Annotated in this window: 14 protein-coding genes; 7 read left to right on the top strand and 7 right to left on the bottom strand. The window is 61.2% G+C overall.

The window, feature by feature from the left end:
• The first annotated feature begins 3 nt into the window (after window positions 1–3).
• Window positions 4–1,227, top strand: a complete 1,224-nt coding sequence (locus LPB072_RS04190) for an acyl-CoA dehydrogenase family protein (RefSeq protein WP_066091994.1) — start codon at window positions 4–6, stop codon at window positions 1,225–1,227.
• A 58-nt stretch (window positions 1,228–1,285) separates the two neighbouring features.
• On the top strand, window positions 1,286–2,992 hold the full coding sequence (locus tag LPB072_RS04185; RefSeq protein ID WP_066091991.1) for a long-chain fatty acid--CoA ligase: 1,707 nt from the start codon (window positions 1,286–1,288) through the stop codon (window positions 2,990–2,992).
• A gap of 521 nt (window positions 2,993–3,513) precedes the next feature.
• Here the strand turns inward: LPB072_RS04185 and LPB072_RS04180 are convergent.
• Complete coding sequence (locus LPB072_RS04180) at window positions 3,514–3,723, bottom strand: DinB family protein (protein ID WP_066091988.1); 210 nt, start codon at window positions 3,721–3,723, stop codon at window positions 3,514–3,516.
• Between the two features lie 88 nt (window positions 3,724–3,811).
• Here LPB072_RS04180 and LPB072_RS04175 point away from each other — a divergent pair, with 88 nt between their 5' ends.
• From LPB072_RS04175 to LPB072_RS04155, 5 genes are read left to right on the top strand one after another with little or no spacing between them, the layout of a single operon-like run.
• Window positions 3,812–5,017, top strand: a complete 1,206-nt coding sequence (locus tag LPB072_RS04175; RefSeq protein ID WP_231943419.1) for an ABC transporter substrate-binding protein — start codon at window positions 3,812–3,814, stop codon at window positions 5,015–5,017.
• A gap of 35 nt (window positions 5,018–5,052) precedes the next feature.
• The gene (locus LPB072_RS04170; protein ID WP_066092617.1) at window positions 5,053–5,841 is read left to right on the top strand and encodes an ABC transporter ATP-binding protein; all 789 of its coding nucleotides are present in this window, start codon (window positions 5,053–5,055) and stop codon (window positions 5,839–5,841) included.
• A complete protein-coding gene (locus LPB072_RS04165) occupies window positions 5,831–6,586 on the top strand; it encodes an ABC transporter permease (protein ID WP_066091982.1) in 756 nt (251 codons plus the stop codon). The genes LPB072_RS04170 and LPB072_RS04165 overlap by 11 nt, the downstream gene beginning before the upstream one ends.
• 48 nt (window positions 6,587–6,634) lie before the next feature.
• On the top strand, window positions 6,635–7,561 hold the full coding sequence (locus LPB072_RS04160) for a TauD/TfdA dioxygenase family protein (RefSeq protein ID WP_066091979.1): 927 nt from the start codon (window positions 6,635–6,637) through the stop codon (window positions 7,559–7,561).
• Between the two features lie 41 nt (window positions 7,562–7,602).
• On the top strand, window positions 7,603–9,033 hold the full coding sequence (locus tag LPB072_RS04155) for an aldehyde dehydrogenase family protein (RefSeq protein WP_066091976.1): 1,431 nt from the start codon (window positions 7,603–7,605) through the stop codon (window positions 9,031–9,033).
• A 233-nt stretch (window positions 9,034–9,266) separates the two neighbouring features.
• On the opposite strand, the gene LPB072_RS04150 is transcribed toward LPB072_RS04155, so the two are convergent.
• From LPB072_RS04150 to LPB072_RS04125, 6 genes are all read right to left on the bottom strand, one after another.
• On the bottom strand, window positions 9,267–9,911 hold the full coding sequence (locus tag LPB072_RS04150; RefSeq protein ID WP_066091971.1) for a Crp/Fnr family transcriptional regulator: 645 nt from the start codon (window positions 9,909–9,911) through the stop codon (window positions 9,267–9,269).
• Between the two features lie 749 nt (window positions 9,912–10,660).
• Window positions 10,661–11,284, bottom strand: a complete 624-nt coding sequence (locus LPB072_RS04145) for a histidine phosphatase family protein (protein ID WP_066091968.1) — start codon at window positions 11,282–11,284, stop codon at window positions 10,661–10,663.
• A 265-nt stretch (window positions 11,285–11,549) separates the two neighbouring features.
• A complete protein-coding gene (locus tag LPB072_RS04140; RefSeq protein ID WP_066091965.1) occupies window positions 11,550–12,719 on the bottom strand; it encodes an ABC transporter substrate-binding protein in 1,170 nt (389 codons plus the stop codon).
• 82 nt (window positions 12,720–12,801) lie between these two features.
• Window positions 12,802–13,509, bottom strand: a complete 708-nt coding sequence (locus LPB072_RS04135) for an ABC transporter ATP-binding protein (protein WP_066091962.1) — start codon at window positions 13,507–13,509, stop codon at window positions 12,802–12,804.
• Window positions 13,496–14,260, bottom strand: a complete 765-nt coding sequence (locus LPB072_RS04130) for an ABC transporter ATP-binding protein (RefSeq protein WP_066091959.1) — start codon at window positions 14,258–14,260, stop codon at window positions 13,496–13,498. The genes LPB072_RS04135 and LPB072_RS04130 overlap by 14 nt, the downstream gene beginning before the upstream one ends.
• Complete coding sequence (locus LPB072_RS04125; RefSeq protein ID WP_066091956.1) at window positions 14,253–15,281, bottom strand: branched-chain amino acid ABC transporter permease; 1,029 nt, start codon at window positions 15,279–15,281, stop codon at window positions 14,253–14,255. The genes LPB072_RS04130 and LPB072_RS04125 overlap by 8 nt, the downstream gene beginning before the upstream one ends.
• Window positions 15,282–15,283 lie beyond the last annotated feature (2 nt).

Genomic DNA, 15,283 nt, shown 5'->3' with positions numbered 1-15,283 from the left:
CCCATGGATTTCGACCACTCCCCCAAAGTTCAGGCGCTGCAAGCGCGCGTCAAAGCCTTCATGGCCGAGCATGTTTACCCCGCCGAGCCCCTGTTCGCCGCGGAGATGGACGCCTTCCGCGCCGCCGGCAACCCCTGGCAAGAGCCCAAGGTCATGGAAGACCTGAAAGCCAAGGCCAAGGCCGAAGGCTTGTGGAACCTGTTCCTGCCCGAGTCGGAAATGGGCGCCGGCCTGAGCAACCTCGAATACGCGCCCCTGGCCGAAATCATGGGCCGCTCGCCCATCGGCTCCGAGCCCTTCAACTGCTCCGCGCCCGACACCGGCAACATGGAAACCATCGTGCGCTACGGCACCGCCGAACACAAAGAGCGCTGGCTCAAGCCCCTGCTGGCCGGCGAGATCCGCTCGGCCTTCGCCATGACCGAACCCGCCGTGGCCTCCAGCGACGCGACCAACATCGAAGCCAGCATCCAGCGCGATGGCGATGACTACGTGATCAACGGCCGCAAGTGGTGGACCTCCGGCGCCAACGACCCGCGCTGCCAAATCATGATCTTCATGGGCAAGACCGACCCCGAAGCCCCCAAGCATTCGCAGCAGTCGATGATTCTGGTGCCCATGGACACCCCCGGCGTCAAGGTGCTGCGCCACCTGCCGGTGTTTGGCTACGACGATGCGCCGCATGGCCATGCCGAAGTGCAGTTCACCGATGTGCGCGTGCCGGCGAGCAACATCCTGCTCGGCGAAGGCCGCGGCTTCGAAATCGCACAGGGCCGCCTCGGCCCCGGCCGCATCCACCATTGCATGCGCGTCATCGGCCGCGCCGAGCGCGCGCTGGAAGACATGTGCAAGCGCGCCACGCAGCGCACCGCCTTTGGCAAACGCATCGCCGATCAGGGCGTCACCCGCGAGCGCATCGCCGAGTCGCGCATCCTGATCGACCAGGCGCGTTTCCTCGTGTTGCACGCTGCCTGGAAGATGGACAAGGTCGGCAACAAACAGGCGCGCCAGGAAATCGCCATGATCAAGGTCGCCGCGCCCGCCATGGCGCTGCAGGTGATCGACTGGGCCATGCAGGTGCACGGCGGCGCCGGTGTGAGCGACGACTTCGGTCTCGCCAAGGCCTACGCTTCCACCCGCACCCTGCGCTTCGCCGACGGCCCGGACGAGGTACACCGCAACGCCATCGCCAAGGAAGAACTGGCCCGCCAGAGCGCCAAGGCCTGAAAGCCCCAGCACAGCCCCGGAAACCGCCATACCCGCCATGTCTGCAGCGCCGTCCACCATGCCAATGCCTCACCACCCCCATTGGCCGCCCGGCCTGCCCCTGCACCTCACCCTGCCCGCGACCAACCTGTTTGACAACGCCGCCGTCTCAGCCCACCGCTACCCCGACAAGCCCTTCCTGATCTACTACGGCGCCGAGCTGAGCTTCGCCGCGTTTCACGACGAGGTCACGCGGCTGGCGGGTTACCTGGAAAACGTGTGTGGCGTGAAGGCGGGCGACCGGGTGTTGCTGTATTTGCAGAACAGCCCGCAATGGGTGTTGGGCTACTACGCCATCCTGCGGGCGAATGCGGTGGTGGTGCCGGTGAACCCGATGAACCGCAGCGACGAGCTGGCCCATTACGTGGCCGACAGCGGCGCGCGGGTGGCGATCGCGGCGCAAGACCTGTTGCCGCAACTGCGGGACCACCTGAACCCCGAGGAACAATCCGAGCCCGCGCTGCACCACATCGTCGTGGCCTGTTACCGTGACCACCTCCCCAGCGAGGAACAGGAAAGAGAAGCCCCCACCGGCCTGCGCCTGCCCGACTTCGTGGCCGAGCCGCGCGCCGCTATTGAAGGCCCCGGCCTGCACGCCTGGCGCGATGCCATCGCCGCCGCACTGGCGCCCGGACCGCTCACCGCCGGGCCGGAAGATTTGTGCGTCATGCCCTACACCTCGGGCACCACCGGCCACCCCAAAGGCTGCATGCACACCCATCGCAACGCACAAAGCACCGGCGTAGGCGGCATGCACTGGTTCGCGCGCACGCAAGACGCGGTGATGCTCTCGGTGTTGCCGTTTTTCCATGTCACCGGCATGGCCGGCGGCATGAACGGCCCGCTCTTCCTCGGCGCCACCATCGTGATCATGTCGCGCTGGGACCGCGAAACCGCCGCCGAACTGATGCAGCGCCACCGCGTCACCAGCTGGCAAGCCATCTCGACCATGGTGGTCGATTTCCTGGCCAACCCGCGCATTGGTGAATACGACCTATCGGCCCTCAACGGCATCCGCGGCGGCGGCGCCGCCATGCCCGAAGCCGTGGCCGCGAAGCTCAAAGCGCTCACCGGGCTCAACTACGTCGAGGGCTACGGCATGACCGAAACCCTGGCCGCCACGCACATCAACCCGCCCCAGCGCCCCAAGCCCCAATGCCTCGGCATCCCGGTGTTCGATGTGGACTCGCGCATCATCGACCCGACCACCCTGGCCGAACTGCCCCAAGGCGAGACCGGCGAGATCGTGACCCACGCACCGCAGGTCATGCAAGGCTACTGGCGCAACGACGCCGCCAACGCCCAGGCCTTCATCACGCTCGACGGCAAGCGCTTCCTGCGCACCGGCGACCTCGCCCGCATCGACGAAGACGGCTACTTCTTCATGATGGACCGGCTCAAACGCATGATCAACGCCTCGGGCTTCAAGGTCTGGCCGGCCGAGGTCGAAGCGCTGATGTACAAGCACCCCGACATTCACGAGGTCTGCGTCATCGGCGCGCTGGACCCCAAACGCGGCGAGACGGTCAAAGCCTTCGTGGTGCTCAAACCCGAGCGCATGGGCCAGGTGAGCGCCGAAGACATCACCGCCTGGGCCCACGACCACATGGCCGCCTACAAAACCCCGCGCCTGGTGGAGTTCATCGAGAGCCTGCCGAAATCGGGCACTGGCAAGATCATGTGGCGGGAGCTGCAGGAGCGGCAGGCGGAGCTGGATCGGGGTTAACGGGAGAAGCGGCGCGAGGTTGGTCGCTACATCCAGCATGGGAGTAGCGCGGGTCGTCCCTTCAGAGCACCTGAACATGCACTGTCGGGAATGGTTCGCTAAGTATCCGGTTTAGGCTGACTGCAACCGGTCAGGTTTTGCAGCCCAATGACAGCCGCCGCCGAAACCTGCCATTCGTCATCCTGAGAGGCGACCGACCGCTGTACCTGTAACACCGACCACTCAGCAGCGATGGGCCGCACGAGATTCCGAGCGACTCCTTCCCGCCACGGCGACCGGCTCTTCGCGACCCATTGGAGTCAACGGCTGTTTTGAAGATGAACGTCCGGTGAATCTTGAGACTTGACCTTCGCCGATGCATGTTCGCGGATCTTGGTCGGTTATTGCAATCGTTCGCAACTGAACAGCCTTACGAGCGAGCCAAAAACCCAAAGACCTCATCCACGGCGAGACGGCTCGCTCAAGTGCAAAAAGCGGGTGTAAAAGTCTCGAGGTGGAGCGATTTCTGCTCCCCGTAAAACTTACCCTGCAGCCCCTCGGTGATAGGCGCCGTGGGTGATCACATGCATCAACAACTCTTCCCGACTCATCGAACCTATGTCTCCATCGGTGAAGCGAAAAACCAGCTGTTCATGAAATGCTTTGGGAGAGAGACTGTCCACATAGCTCTGGAACCAGCTATCCAGCACCTGAATATCAGCCCACAAAGATTGCGGAGTCGGCGGACTCATTTACTTCCGCTTTCTCAACCTCCGCATCCTCAATTTCGAGGCATCGTTTAGCACATGAAGTGCGCTTCCAAACCAACGCATTTCAAGCTTGATTTTTGTCAAGAGAGTCCGCCGCCACTCGAGGGCACTCGATGAGTTTTCGAGCACTTTTGCGATTTTTTTTGCGCTTACAAGCCTAGGGAAACCGAGAACCGGGATTACCCGGAAATTGTCACCTGCGTGGTCATTCCCAATGGCGAACCTCCCTTTAATGAAGGCACCAGTTCAGAGCCTTTCTCCAACTCACTTGAAAGTAAACCCGATGACTCGAAGCCTCCTAAGCACCTTTGTCGCAATCCTTTTGTCGCTCACTGGCCAGGCCTATGCACAGACCACCACGTTGAAAATTCAAGACTACCCAGGTCTAGGAAATTTCCTGGTGCGGGTGGCCAATGCGAACGGCATTTGCGCGAAACACAACCTCAAATGCGAGCTGCGCACGATTCCTCAAGCGCCTCTGGGTGTGCAGACCATGCTCGCCGGCGACATAGACGTGGCCTACGGACCACCAGAGGTGATGATCCAGGCGATCAACAAAGGCGCTGAATTCAAGGTGCTGGGCAATGGCGCGTACGAGCCCATCTTTTTCCTGATGGCTGCTGCGGGTCTTGACACGCCGAATGCGGCCAAAGGCTATCCGGCGGTGATACAGGATTTCAAGGGCAAAAAAATCGGTGTCACAGCCCGAGGTGCCGCCGCAGAGTTTCAGCTGATCAGCTTGCTTCAGGGTGCAGGCATGAAAGCCGATGACGTGACCATCGTCGCGGTTGGTGCTCCCAACACCGCGTTTCCGGCCATCGCCAACAAACAGATCGATGGTCTGATGTTGTTTTCGCCCATGGATGGCTTCTGCGAGGTCACCAAGGTCTGCCGAGTGGTGGTGGATCCGCGCAAGGGTGAAGGTCCTGAGGACATCGTGAAGACGGCTGGAGCGGTGTCGTTGATGATGGTGAAAGCGGATTTCGCGCAGAAAAATGCGGCCGCGCTGGATGCCTTTGGCAAGGCCATGCATGAGGCGCAAGTAATCGTTCAGAACCCGGACAACTTCGCGGCGATGCTGAAGCTGGCTCAAGAGACTTTCAAGATCAATGTACCCAATGGCGACCAGATTCTTGAGGTGGCGCTGCGCAACTCCATGCCTGCCCTCCGCTACGAAGTGAAACCTGAAGCCTTGCAGCATGCCGCGGAATACATGCAGCGCACCGGGCAAATCGACAAGCTAGTCGACACATCCAATCTGATTTTCGCTCGCTGATGGCTCCCGATAAACCCCTTTTCGAAAGCCATGTGATGCCCGACTTATCCAAAGAAGCCGCCATCTATGTCAAAGGGCTTGACCTGAGTTTTGATGGCTCCACGTCGGTCTTGTTGGACGTCAACCTCAACGTGGCCGAAGGTGAGTTCGTCTCGTTGGTGGGCCCCAGCGGTTGCGGCAAGACCACTTTGTTGAACCTGTGCGCCGGGCTGGTCAAGCACACGGGTGCGGGTTCGATCACCGTGGCCGGCGCCGCGCCGCACGAAGGCAACGAGCAGGTTGGCTATATGTTGGCCCGCGACAGTTTGTTGCCGTGGCGCACCGCGTTGGAAAACGCCGCGTTCGGCGCTCAAGTGCGTGGTGTGCCGGCGGCCAAGAGCATCGCACGCGCCAAGAGCATGTTGGCCGAGGTGGGTCTGGCCGACTATGAGAAGGCCCTCCCCAAGGCGCTTTCGCACGGCATGCGCCAGCGCACGGCCCTGGCGCGAACCTTTGCCATGGATGCATCGCTGTTGTTGATGGACGAGCCCTTTGGCGCCCTCGATGCACAGACCAAGCTTCAGCTCGAAGACTTGCTTCTGCGGCTGTGCGAGCAACACCGGCACTCGGTGCTGTTTGTGACCCATGACCTGGCGGAGGCCGTGGCGGTGTCGGATCGGGTGATTGTGATGTCGTCCCGCCCAGGTCGAATCATTGCCGATGTGCCGATTGATTTGCCGCGGCCTCGCTCCATTCGGGAGCTGCAGAAATCGCCACATTTCCATGAGTTGTACGCGACCCTCTGGTCGCATCTTGAATCAGGATGGACGCACCATGAAGGCTAAACATATCAAGTGGGGGTTGTTGCACCTTGCGTTCATCGTCGCTGTGGTGGTGTTGGGCGAGGTGGTCGTTGAACGCGGCTTGCTCGACCGCACCTTCTTTGGCCAACCCAGTGGCGTTGCATCGTTTCTTTGGGAAAACCTCGGCACAGGCAAGTTCTGGACAGACCTTGGCTGGACCATGGCAGGCGTCGCGGCTTCTTTCGTGTTGGGCAGCGTGGCCGCATTTGCGGTGGGGCTTAGCTTCGTTCGCTGGCCGGCGCTTGAGCGGTTCGCAGAGCCTTACTTCAACGCATTGAACGTGATGCCTCGAATTGCGCTGGCGCCGTTGTTCATCTTGTGGTTCGGGCTGGGTCTGGGCAGCAAGATCGCCGTGGGTTGCTCACTGACGTTTTTTATCGTTCTCTCTGCCACCGTGGCGGGCATCCGTGGCGTGAGTCAAGACCACGTGACGCTTTGCCGAACGCTGGGCGCGAGCGCCGTGACCACTTTCTTTCAGGTCACGTTGCCTGGCGCTGTGCCGGTCATTTTCTCGGGCTTACGCCTCGGACTGATCTACGCCTTCTTAGGCGTGGTGGGTACTGAAATCATCGCCAGCGAAAAAGGACTCGGACAGTCGCTGGCTTACCTGGGTTCAACGTTTGACATCAATGGCGTGATGGCCTTGCTGCTCATCCTGGCCTTCCTGGGTGTGGGTCTCATGCGCCTGATGACCTGGCTCGAACGGCGGCTGCTGCACTGGCAGTGATCGCGCTGCTCACATTTGCATTCCAACCCTCTTTACAAGGAGTTCTCCGTGGCCAATACCACCCCTATGAAGCTGATTGATGTGGCTCGCCGCTACAAGCACATTCGCCCTGTGCCGCGCATGCCCAACTTTGCCGCCTGGATCGAAGGCGTCGACCTGACCAAGCCGTTGACCGCGCCCGTAAAGGCTGAGTTGCGCCAGGCCCTGTTCGACTTTGAAGTCATCTTCTTCAAGCCCCAAGCCATCACGCCACAGCAGCATGTGGCGCTCGGCAAGGTGTTTGGCCCTGTTTCGAGCGGGTCCTACTTTGACAAAAATGCCGAGGTGCCCGAGCTCGAAATGATTGTTTCTGATCGCGAGCGGCCGCCCCAGATCGACAACTGGCACACCGATATCAGCTGGAAGTCGAATCCGCCGCTGGGCACTGCGATTCAGATCACGCAGACGCCACCCGCAGGCGGAAACACCTGCTGGAGCAGCACCAGCAAAGCCTATGAGTGGCTCTCGCCGGACATGAAAAAGTACCTCGACAAACTGAGCGCCGTCCACAGTTGGGAGGTATCTGGTTTTCGCGAATACCTGGGCTCCAAGGGCGACGATGCTTTGATTGCGGCCATCAAGGCTTTCAAGCCCGTTGAACACCCTGTGGTGCGCGTGAACCCCGATTCGGGCCGTAAGTGCCTCTATGTCAACGCAGATTTCACACGAAAGATCGTCGGCATCGACAGACACGAGGCGCGTGGCATCTTGCTGTTTTTGCTGGACTGGTTGAAGCGCCCCGAGTTCATGGTTCATCACCAGTGGGAAGCTGGCGGCATCGCGATCTGGGACAACCGCAGCACCCAGCACTATGCGGTGGCCGATTACTGGCCGCACAACCGGGTCAATCAACGCGTCACGTTTGATGCGCCGTCTGCTGGTCCAGTGTCCGCTCCTGCGAAGCGGAAACCTGCGAAATCCAAATCTAAAGCCTGAAAAATCCCTCACTCTGACTCAGAAAGCGAAGAGCACACATCATGGACAAGCGTTTGCAGTTCTATATTGACGGCCAATGGGTCGACCCTGTTTCCCCAAAGAGCCTGGCGGTGATCAACCCGTCCAATGAAAAACCCATTGCCGAGATCAGCCTCGGCTCCCAAGCCGACGTAGACAAGGCCGTGGTCGCCGCCCGGCGCGCGTTCGAGACGTTCTCGGTGACCTCGACCGATGAGCGCGTCGCATTGCTTGAAAAAATTCTCGAGATCTACCAGCGGCGCTTCGATGAATTTGTTGAAACCATTTCGCTTGAGATGGGCGCGCCTGTGTGGCTGTCGAAAGCGGCTCAGGCAGCTGTTGGAGTGATGCACCTGACGCAGACGATCAAGACGTTGAAAGCATTTCAGTTTGAAACAGTTCAAGGCAGCACCGGTATCGTGTACGAGCCGGTGGGCGTGGTTGGGATGATCACGCCATGGAACTGGCCGATCAACCAGATCATGTGCAAAGTCGCACCAGCGATCGCTGCGGGTTGTACCATGGTTCTGAAGCCCAGCGAAGTTGCGCCGCTCAATGCCATGTTGATCGCCGAAGTATTGGATGAGGCCGGCGTTCCCCCTGGTGTGTTCAACCTCGTCAATGGCGATGGAATGGGCGTGGGCGAGGCGATGTCTGCGCACCATGGGATCGACATGATGTCCTTTACCGGTTCGACGCGGGCGGGCGTTGCCGTGGCCAAGGCGGCGGCTGACAGCGTCAAGCGCGTGACGCAGGAGCTTGGAGGCAAATCGGCCAACATCGTTTTGGAAGATGCCGATTTGGCCAAAGCTGTCGCCGAGGGTATCGCGGCGTGCTTCATGAATTCCGGTCAAAGCTGCAATGCACCAACGCGGATGTTTGTGCCGCGAGACAAGCAGGCGCAGGCCATCGAGATCGCCAAAGCAACCGTCGCTGCTGTCACGGTGGCTGACTCGTTTGCTGACGGTATGAACCTGGGGCCGGTCGTGAGCGAAGCGCAGTTCAAGAAAATTCAGGGACTGATTCACAAAGGCATCGACGAAGGCGCGACCCTGGTCGCTGGTGGCTTGGGTCGACCCGATGGCATGGAGAGTGGCTACTTCGTGCGACCGACGGTGTTTGCCGACGTTGCCCACGACATGACAATCTCACGTGAGGAAATTTTCGGCCCGGTGCTTGCCATCTTGCCGTATGACAGCGAGGAAGACGCGATCCGCATGGCCAATGACACGCCTTATGGCCTGTCTGGTTACGTTCAGTCGGGCAGTCTGGAGCACGCGCGCAAAGTGGCTTCGCGACTGCGCACCGGCAACGTGCACTTGAACGGCGCGGGCCCTGACTTCAACGCACCGTTCGGAGGTTACAAGCAGTCTGGCACCGGCCGCGAGTGGGGCGATCACGGATTCAAAGAGTTCCTGGAGATCAAGGCCGTGATGGGCTACCAGGCGGCTTAGTTGCCTCCAAAGAAACCTGAAAACCTGCCCGGCGGCAGGTTTTTTTGGGGATGCTAGGCGGTCATTGTGACCCTTTCAAATTCCAGGCAGCTCTGCTGCTTTATGGTGGAACGGCAACGATCCAGGCGAGTTGCCCCGTTGGCGTTTGCTTTGTGGGATGTATTGGAAGAACCAGTCGTGGTGTGCGGGTGGGCCGTCCACATGCCACGACTCCGTGCAACGGCTGTTGCCGCTTAATGCGGGTCGACGATTTCTAGCCGGCGATAGCCCAGCACCACCTTTTTCTCCGCTTCGAGTTTGCGCAGTTCTTCGTTGACCCGTTGGCGGGAAGCCCCCACGGCGCGGGCAACGTCGTTTTGTGACATGCGCAACGCGGTGCGGTCATCGCTCAATCGCTCACCGTTCTCGTTAGCCAGCCGCTGCAGCGTGGCCCACACGCGGTCGCGAAGCGTGTTGGCCGCGCGAACAAAAGAAATGTCAAAAAGCTCATTGACCCGGAGCGTGAGCGTTCTCATCAAGATGATGCATGCCGCTGCATCGGAGGCCAAAAAGTCCATGAAAGGCTGTTTTGGCAGGATCAGCACTTCGACAGCACCTGCGGCGATCAAATCCACAGGAACGGGGGTGTCGGCCAATACAGAGCCGATGCCACTGATCTCTCCCGCTTCCTGCCACCGACTCAGTTGCTCTGTGCCGTTGGCGGTGTGCAGCACTGCGCGTAAACGCCCGGAGATGAGGATCAGCGCGTGGTTGGGCAAATCGCCTCGCTGTTGCACCGCCTGGTTGTCTTGATAGTGGCGCCGTATTCCGATGCTCTTCAGTTTCAATACCGACGATCTTGAAAGCTCGGCCAGAATGTCAACACGGTTGCGGTTCATTGGCAAGGACGGGGCAGCGGTGAGCTGGGGGCGAAGCTCAAATCGTTGTCTGCACAGTGGTTCATTTGCGTGATCCTCCAGTTGAAGATGGTCTGATCAGCCCATGGTCACAAGGGCCGCCGCCGTACTTCTCGACTGGCGAATAGCCGACAGCAGTGTGCCCTTGTTTCTGCAGATTAGTAGTTCCGCCATCAGTTCATAGTCTTGGGCCATGCACCAGCCAACCATCATCTGGCAAAGGGTGTTGGCAATATCTTTGAGTAGCTGGCGCCTAACTTTGATTTAAGCGGCAAAACACCAGATACCCACAATGGCAGTCGTTAAACAAAGTCGGTCTCCCGTGTGAAAAGTCGTGTCAAATCAACATGCTTCGCCATCTTACTTCGACTGTGAGAAGGTTTAACAGAATCGACAAACCCGACTGCCCCCGCTCTATGGCTCTTTTGCCCAGCGAGAGGCCTGCCACGCGGCGATCTGTCCGCTTTCTGGCAGTTCACGCGGGTAACCGCTTTGGGATCGAAAGCTCCAGTTCAGGTCATGGGGAAGCGGTCGGTGGTGCGGCGCCAACCTGCGCCCGGGAACCCTATGACCGCAGTACCTCATATAGCCGCCATTCAGGCCACCTCGGGTCGTTGTAACCAACGGCCGCTTTGTGCCTACCAGCTTGAGTACGCTTAGCAGCGCTCATCGGCAGCAATCGCTGCTAATCAGACCTTCAGGTGCTTCTGTTGAGCCCTGCACCGCCCACCTCACCCTCCACTCAAACTCCCCGCTCCCTCCCGCAATCCCCCCGCCAGATGCCTCACGCAATTGAGCAGGCTCACAGCGTGCGGCGGGGCAGCTTCCAGGATGGTCAACGACGTGTTGCCCATGCGGGGCGGCTCAATCGCCCCTTCCTCTGAATGCGCCGAGGGCGGCAAAGCCGCCAGCATCTGGCGGATGACCAGCCCGTGGGTCACGACCACCAGCGGGCCGCCGAGTTCGGCTTGGCGTTGCAGCGCCAGCGCAAAGGCTTCGCGGCAGCGCTCGGCGAACTGCGCGGTGGATTCGCCGCCGGGTGGGGCGGCGTCCATGGCAAGAGGGTCGGTGCTGAGGCTGTCGTAGGGCTGGCCGCGCCAGTCGCCGAAGCAACGTTCGTGCAGCAGGGGCGTGGTGTGCAGGGCGTGGCCGGTGCGCTCGGCGATGGCTTGAGCGGTCTGGTGGGCGCGGGGCAAATCGCTGCTGAGGATGCCGGCGAAGCGTTCGCCGGCCAGGCGCTCGGCCAGGGCCTCGGCTTGCTGCAGGCCGTGGGGCGACAGGGGCGTGTCGGCGGGTTGCAGGATGCGCGCGGCGTTGAGCGCGGTTTCGCCGTGGCGGACCAGCCAGATTTGCATGGCTCTTTGCTCCCTGGGGACGCAGCAGCGCGGCGGCGGCTGCGGGGTGTTGGTTCGTGGGGTGGCCTGTTACCGTGCATTGTGCATCGGGCGGGCTTGGCTGGTTGGCTGGCAATTCGATTGGCAGGCCGTCAACCGGTCAGGCGCTGCGTTGGCCTTGCCGCCGCCGGGCCGCTGCGCTGCGCGTTACGGGCGGCTTGTGACCAGGCGAAAAAAAGGCTGCCGAAGCCTGGAAAGGCAGCGACAGCCAAAACCTTCGAACCGATTACTTGCCGAGCTCGCTCAGCTTGACTTTCTTGACCTTGCCGCCTTCGATCACGCCGACGCGGGTGTCGATGATGGAGCCGCCGTTGGCTTCAATGCCGTCGTAGTTGGCCAGGTTTTGCGCTTCAGGCAAGGCCTTGATGGCGGCGTCGAGCTTGGCGCGGATGGCCATGGCGTCAGACGTGGTGCCGGCCAGCTTCATGGCGCCGGCGGTGGCCATCATGGCGGTGTAGTTGTAGGTGGCTTCGGAGCCTGGCTCGCGGCCGGGGTAGACCTTGTTCCAGCGCTTGACGAAGTCCATCACGGCGGGCTGTGGATCGTCCACCACGGGCAACACGCCAATGGCGCCTTCCATCGATTCGTAGCCGCCCAGAATGGGCTTCATCTCGTTCATCTTGGCCTGGTCCATGATGATGAAGCCGCCTTTGAAGCCGAGTTCACGGGCTTGCTTGGCCACCAGCGCGGTGGGCTCGGAGGCGCCGCCGATGAACATCACATCGGGCTTGTCGGCCAGGGCCTTGCTCACGCCGCTGTAGAAGTCGGTGGACTTGTTGTAGCTCATCGGGTTGTCGGCCACGACGGTGCCGCCGGCGGCTTCCCAGGCGGGCTTGAACAATGCGGTCCAGGCTTTGGCGTAGTCGTGATCGGCGTTGGCGATCGCGACTTTCTTGCCGAACTTGCTCATCGCATGGCTGATGAACGGCTTGATGTAGGTCGAGAAGTCAGGCGGGATGCGGAAGGTCAGCTTGTTGCCGCTGGCGGTGATCTTGGGCACGCTGGTGTACGACAGCAGCAAGGCGTTCATGCGCTCGTTGCTGGTCTGCACGGCGTAGCCGCCACCGGAGTGGGGCACCATCACGACAGGCGTCTTGCTCTGCTGCACCAGGCGCTGGAAGTTGATCGCGGTTTCGCTGGGGTTGTATTTGTCGTCCAGGGCAACGACTTCGAATTTCACTTTCTTGCCGGCGACTTCAAAGCCGGTGGCGTTGAGTTCGTCGATGGCGAATTTCAGGCCGTCAAGGGTGTTCTTGCCGTACTGCGCGGCGCCGCCGCTCAAGGGGCCGGAGAAGCCGATGTTGACGACTTCCTGCGCGAAGGCCGGGGCCGAGGCGAGCATGCCGCCGAGCGCGAGGGCGCTGGCGATTTGGGTGAATTTTCTTCTGATGATCATGGTTGTCTCCTGGGTTTCGGGGGGAAAGGTCGGGGGGAAATTCGAGGGGATTCGATCGAAGGGAATACGGCCAGCCGGCGCGTCAGGCGCCGATGTAGGCGCGGCGCACGGCTTCGTTGTTCATGAGGCTTTCGCGGTCGCCTTCAAGCACGATGCGCCCACGCTCCATCACATACGCCCGGTTGGCGATCTTGAGGGCGGCGTAGGCGTTTTGTTCGGCCAGCAACACGGTGGTGCCCGATTTGTTGATGCGCTGAATGACTTCAAACACCTGCTTGACCACCAGCGGGGCCAGGCCCAGCGAAGGCTCGTCGAGCAGCAGGACTTTCGGGCGGCCCATCATGGCGCGGCCAATGGCCACCATCTGTTGCTGGCCACCGCTCAGCGAGCCCGCCGTGTCGTCTTTCTTTTCATCCAGAATGGGGAACAGCGCCATCACCTCTTCCAGGCGCTGGCGGTTGCCCGCCTTGTCGCCGCGGTGCACATAGGCGCCGAGCATCAGGTTTTTCAGCACCGACATTTGCGGAAACAGCTTGCGGCCTTCGGGGCACTGCACCAGGCCGTTGGCCACGATCTGCGAGGGCTTGCGGCCCACGAGTTCCTTGTCGCCAAAGCGGATGCTGCCGCCGGCGGCTTTGTGGATACCGCTGGCGGTCAGAAAGATGGAGCTCTTGCCGGCGCCGTTGGCGCCGAGCAAAACCACCAGCTCGCCGCTTTCGGCATGCAGGGAAACACCGTCGAGCGCGAGGAAGCTGCCGTAGGACAGGGATACGTTGTCAAACGTCAGCATGGTCGCTCCCCAGGTAGGCGTCGATCACAGCCGGGTTGGCGCGCACTTCGGCGGGCGTGCCCTCGGCGATTTTTTCGCCGTAGCTGAGCACCAGAATCTTGTCGGCCAGGCTCATGATCATGTCCATCTTGTGCTCGATCAGGCAGACCGTGAAGTCGTGCTTGACCATTTTGCGAATCAGCTCGGCCAGGCCCAGCGTTTCTTCGGGGTTCACGCCCCCGGCGGGCTCGTCGAGCAGCAGCAGCTTCGGTGCGGTGGCCAGCGCCAGCGCAAAGGCCACGCGCTTGCGCTCTTCTTGCGTGATGTCACCGGCCACGCGGTTTTCCAGATGCGCCAAGCCCACGAAATCCAGCGCTTCGCGCGCTTTCTCGCGGCACACGCGCTCTTCTTCTTTCAGGCGCGCCGAGCCGAAGATCACATCGATCAGGCCCGAGCGGGTGCGCAAGCGGTGGCCCACGATGAGGTTGTCGAGCACCGAGGCCTTGTCGAACAGGGTCGTGGCCTGGAAGGTGCGGGCGATGCCCAGGCGGGCGACCTCGTCGGTGCGCAGCGTGGTGATGTCGCGGCCCTCAAAAGTGATCGTGCCTTCGCTGGGCTTGTGCACGCCGCTGATGAGGTTGAAAAAGGTCGTCTTGCCCGCGCCGTTGGGACCGATGATGGCGTTGATCTTGCCCTTCTCGATGCTGGTGCTGACGCTGTTGACGGCGGTGTTGCCGCCGAAGCGTTTGGTGAGGTGTTCGATCTCAAGCACGTGCCGACTCCTTTTGAGCTGCGTCGCTCTTCTTGGCTGTATCTTTTGCGGGCGCTTGTTTGCCGAGTGCGGCGTCAGACGCCTGGCGGGCGCGGCGCGCCACCCAGGTACCGACAATGCCGTTGGGCACGAAGATCACCAGGAAGATGAGCACCGGGCCAAAAATGAGGAAGCGGAATTCCTGCAGTGCCTGCAGGTACTGGGTCAGCCAAGGGACCATCAAGGCGCCCAGCAGCGGGCCGAGCACGGTACCGAGGCCGCCGATGATCATGTACATGGTCATGTCGAAGGCATGGGAGGCCCCGGCCAGATCGGGGCCAAGGAAGCGCACGAAACCGGCGTACAAGGCGCCCGCGAAACCGGCGTAGAGCACCGACAGCGAAAACGCCATCAGCTTGTTGCGCATCAGGTTCACGCCCAGGGCTTCGGCCAGTTCATCGCCGTTGCGAATGGCCATGAAGGTGCGGCCCATCAGCGAATCCACGATGCGGCGCATCATCCAGACACCGAACACCAGGAAGAAATACACCAGGTAGTAAATCGAAACCGGCGTGTCGAAAGAGAGCGGGCCGATGGCCGTTGGCGCGGGAATGCCCATGATGCCGACGGTGCCGTGGGTCAGGCTTTCCCACTTTTCGATCACCAGAAACATGATGGTGCCGACGCACAGGGTAAAGATCGAGAAGTAGTGGCCGCGCAGGCGCAGCGACACCCAGCCCAGCGGCAGGCCAACCAGCACGGTGACCACACCAGCGAGCAAAAACGCCAGCCAGAACGACACTTCGTAGTCGACCGTCAGGATGCCCAGCGTATAGGCCCCGACCGCCATGAAGCCCGCGTGGGCCAGGTTGAACTGGCCGGTGTAGCCGGTGATCAGGTTCAGGCCCAGGGTGGCGATGGCGAAGATGTAGGCGGTGGACATCACCGTCAGGTGGTAGTCGTTGCCTGCCATAAAGGGGAACAGCAGGCCGGCGACCAGCAACAGCCCCCAGCCGAATTTGCCTTCAAGAAATTTCATCATGG

The organism is Hydrogenophaga crassostreae (assembly GCF_001761385.1).
GTDB classification, from domain to species: domain Bacteria; phylum Pseudomonadota; class Gammaproteobacteria; order Burkholderiales; family Burkholderiaceae_C; genus Hydrogenophaga; species Hydrogenophaga crassostreae.
Note: the sequence above shows the minus strand (reverse complement) of the source record. Positions and strands in the feature narration are given on the sequence as shown.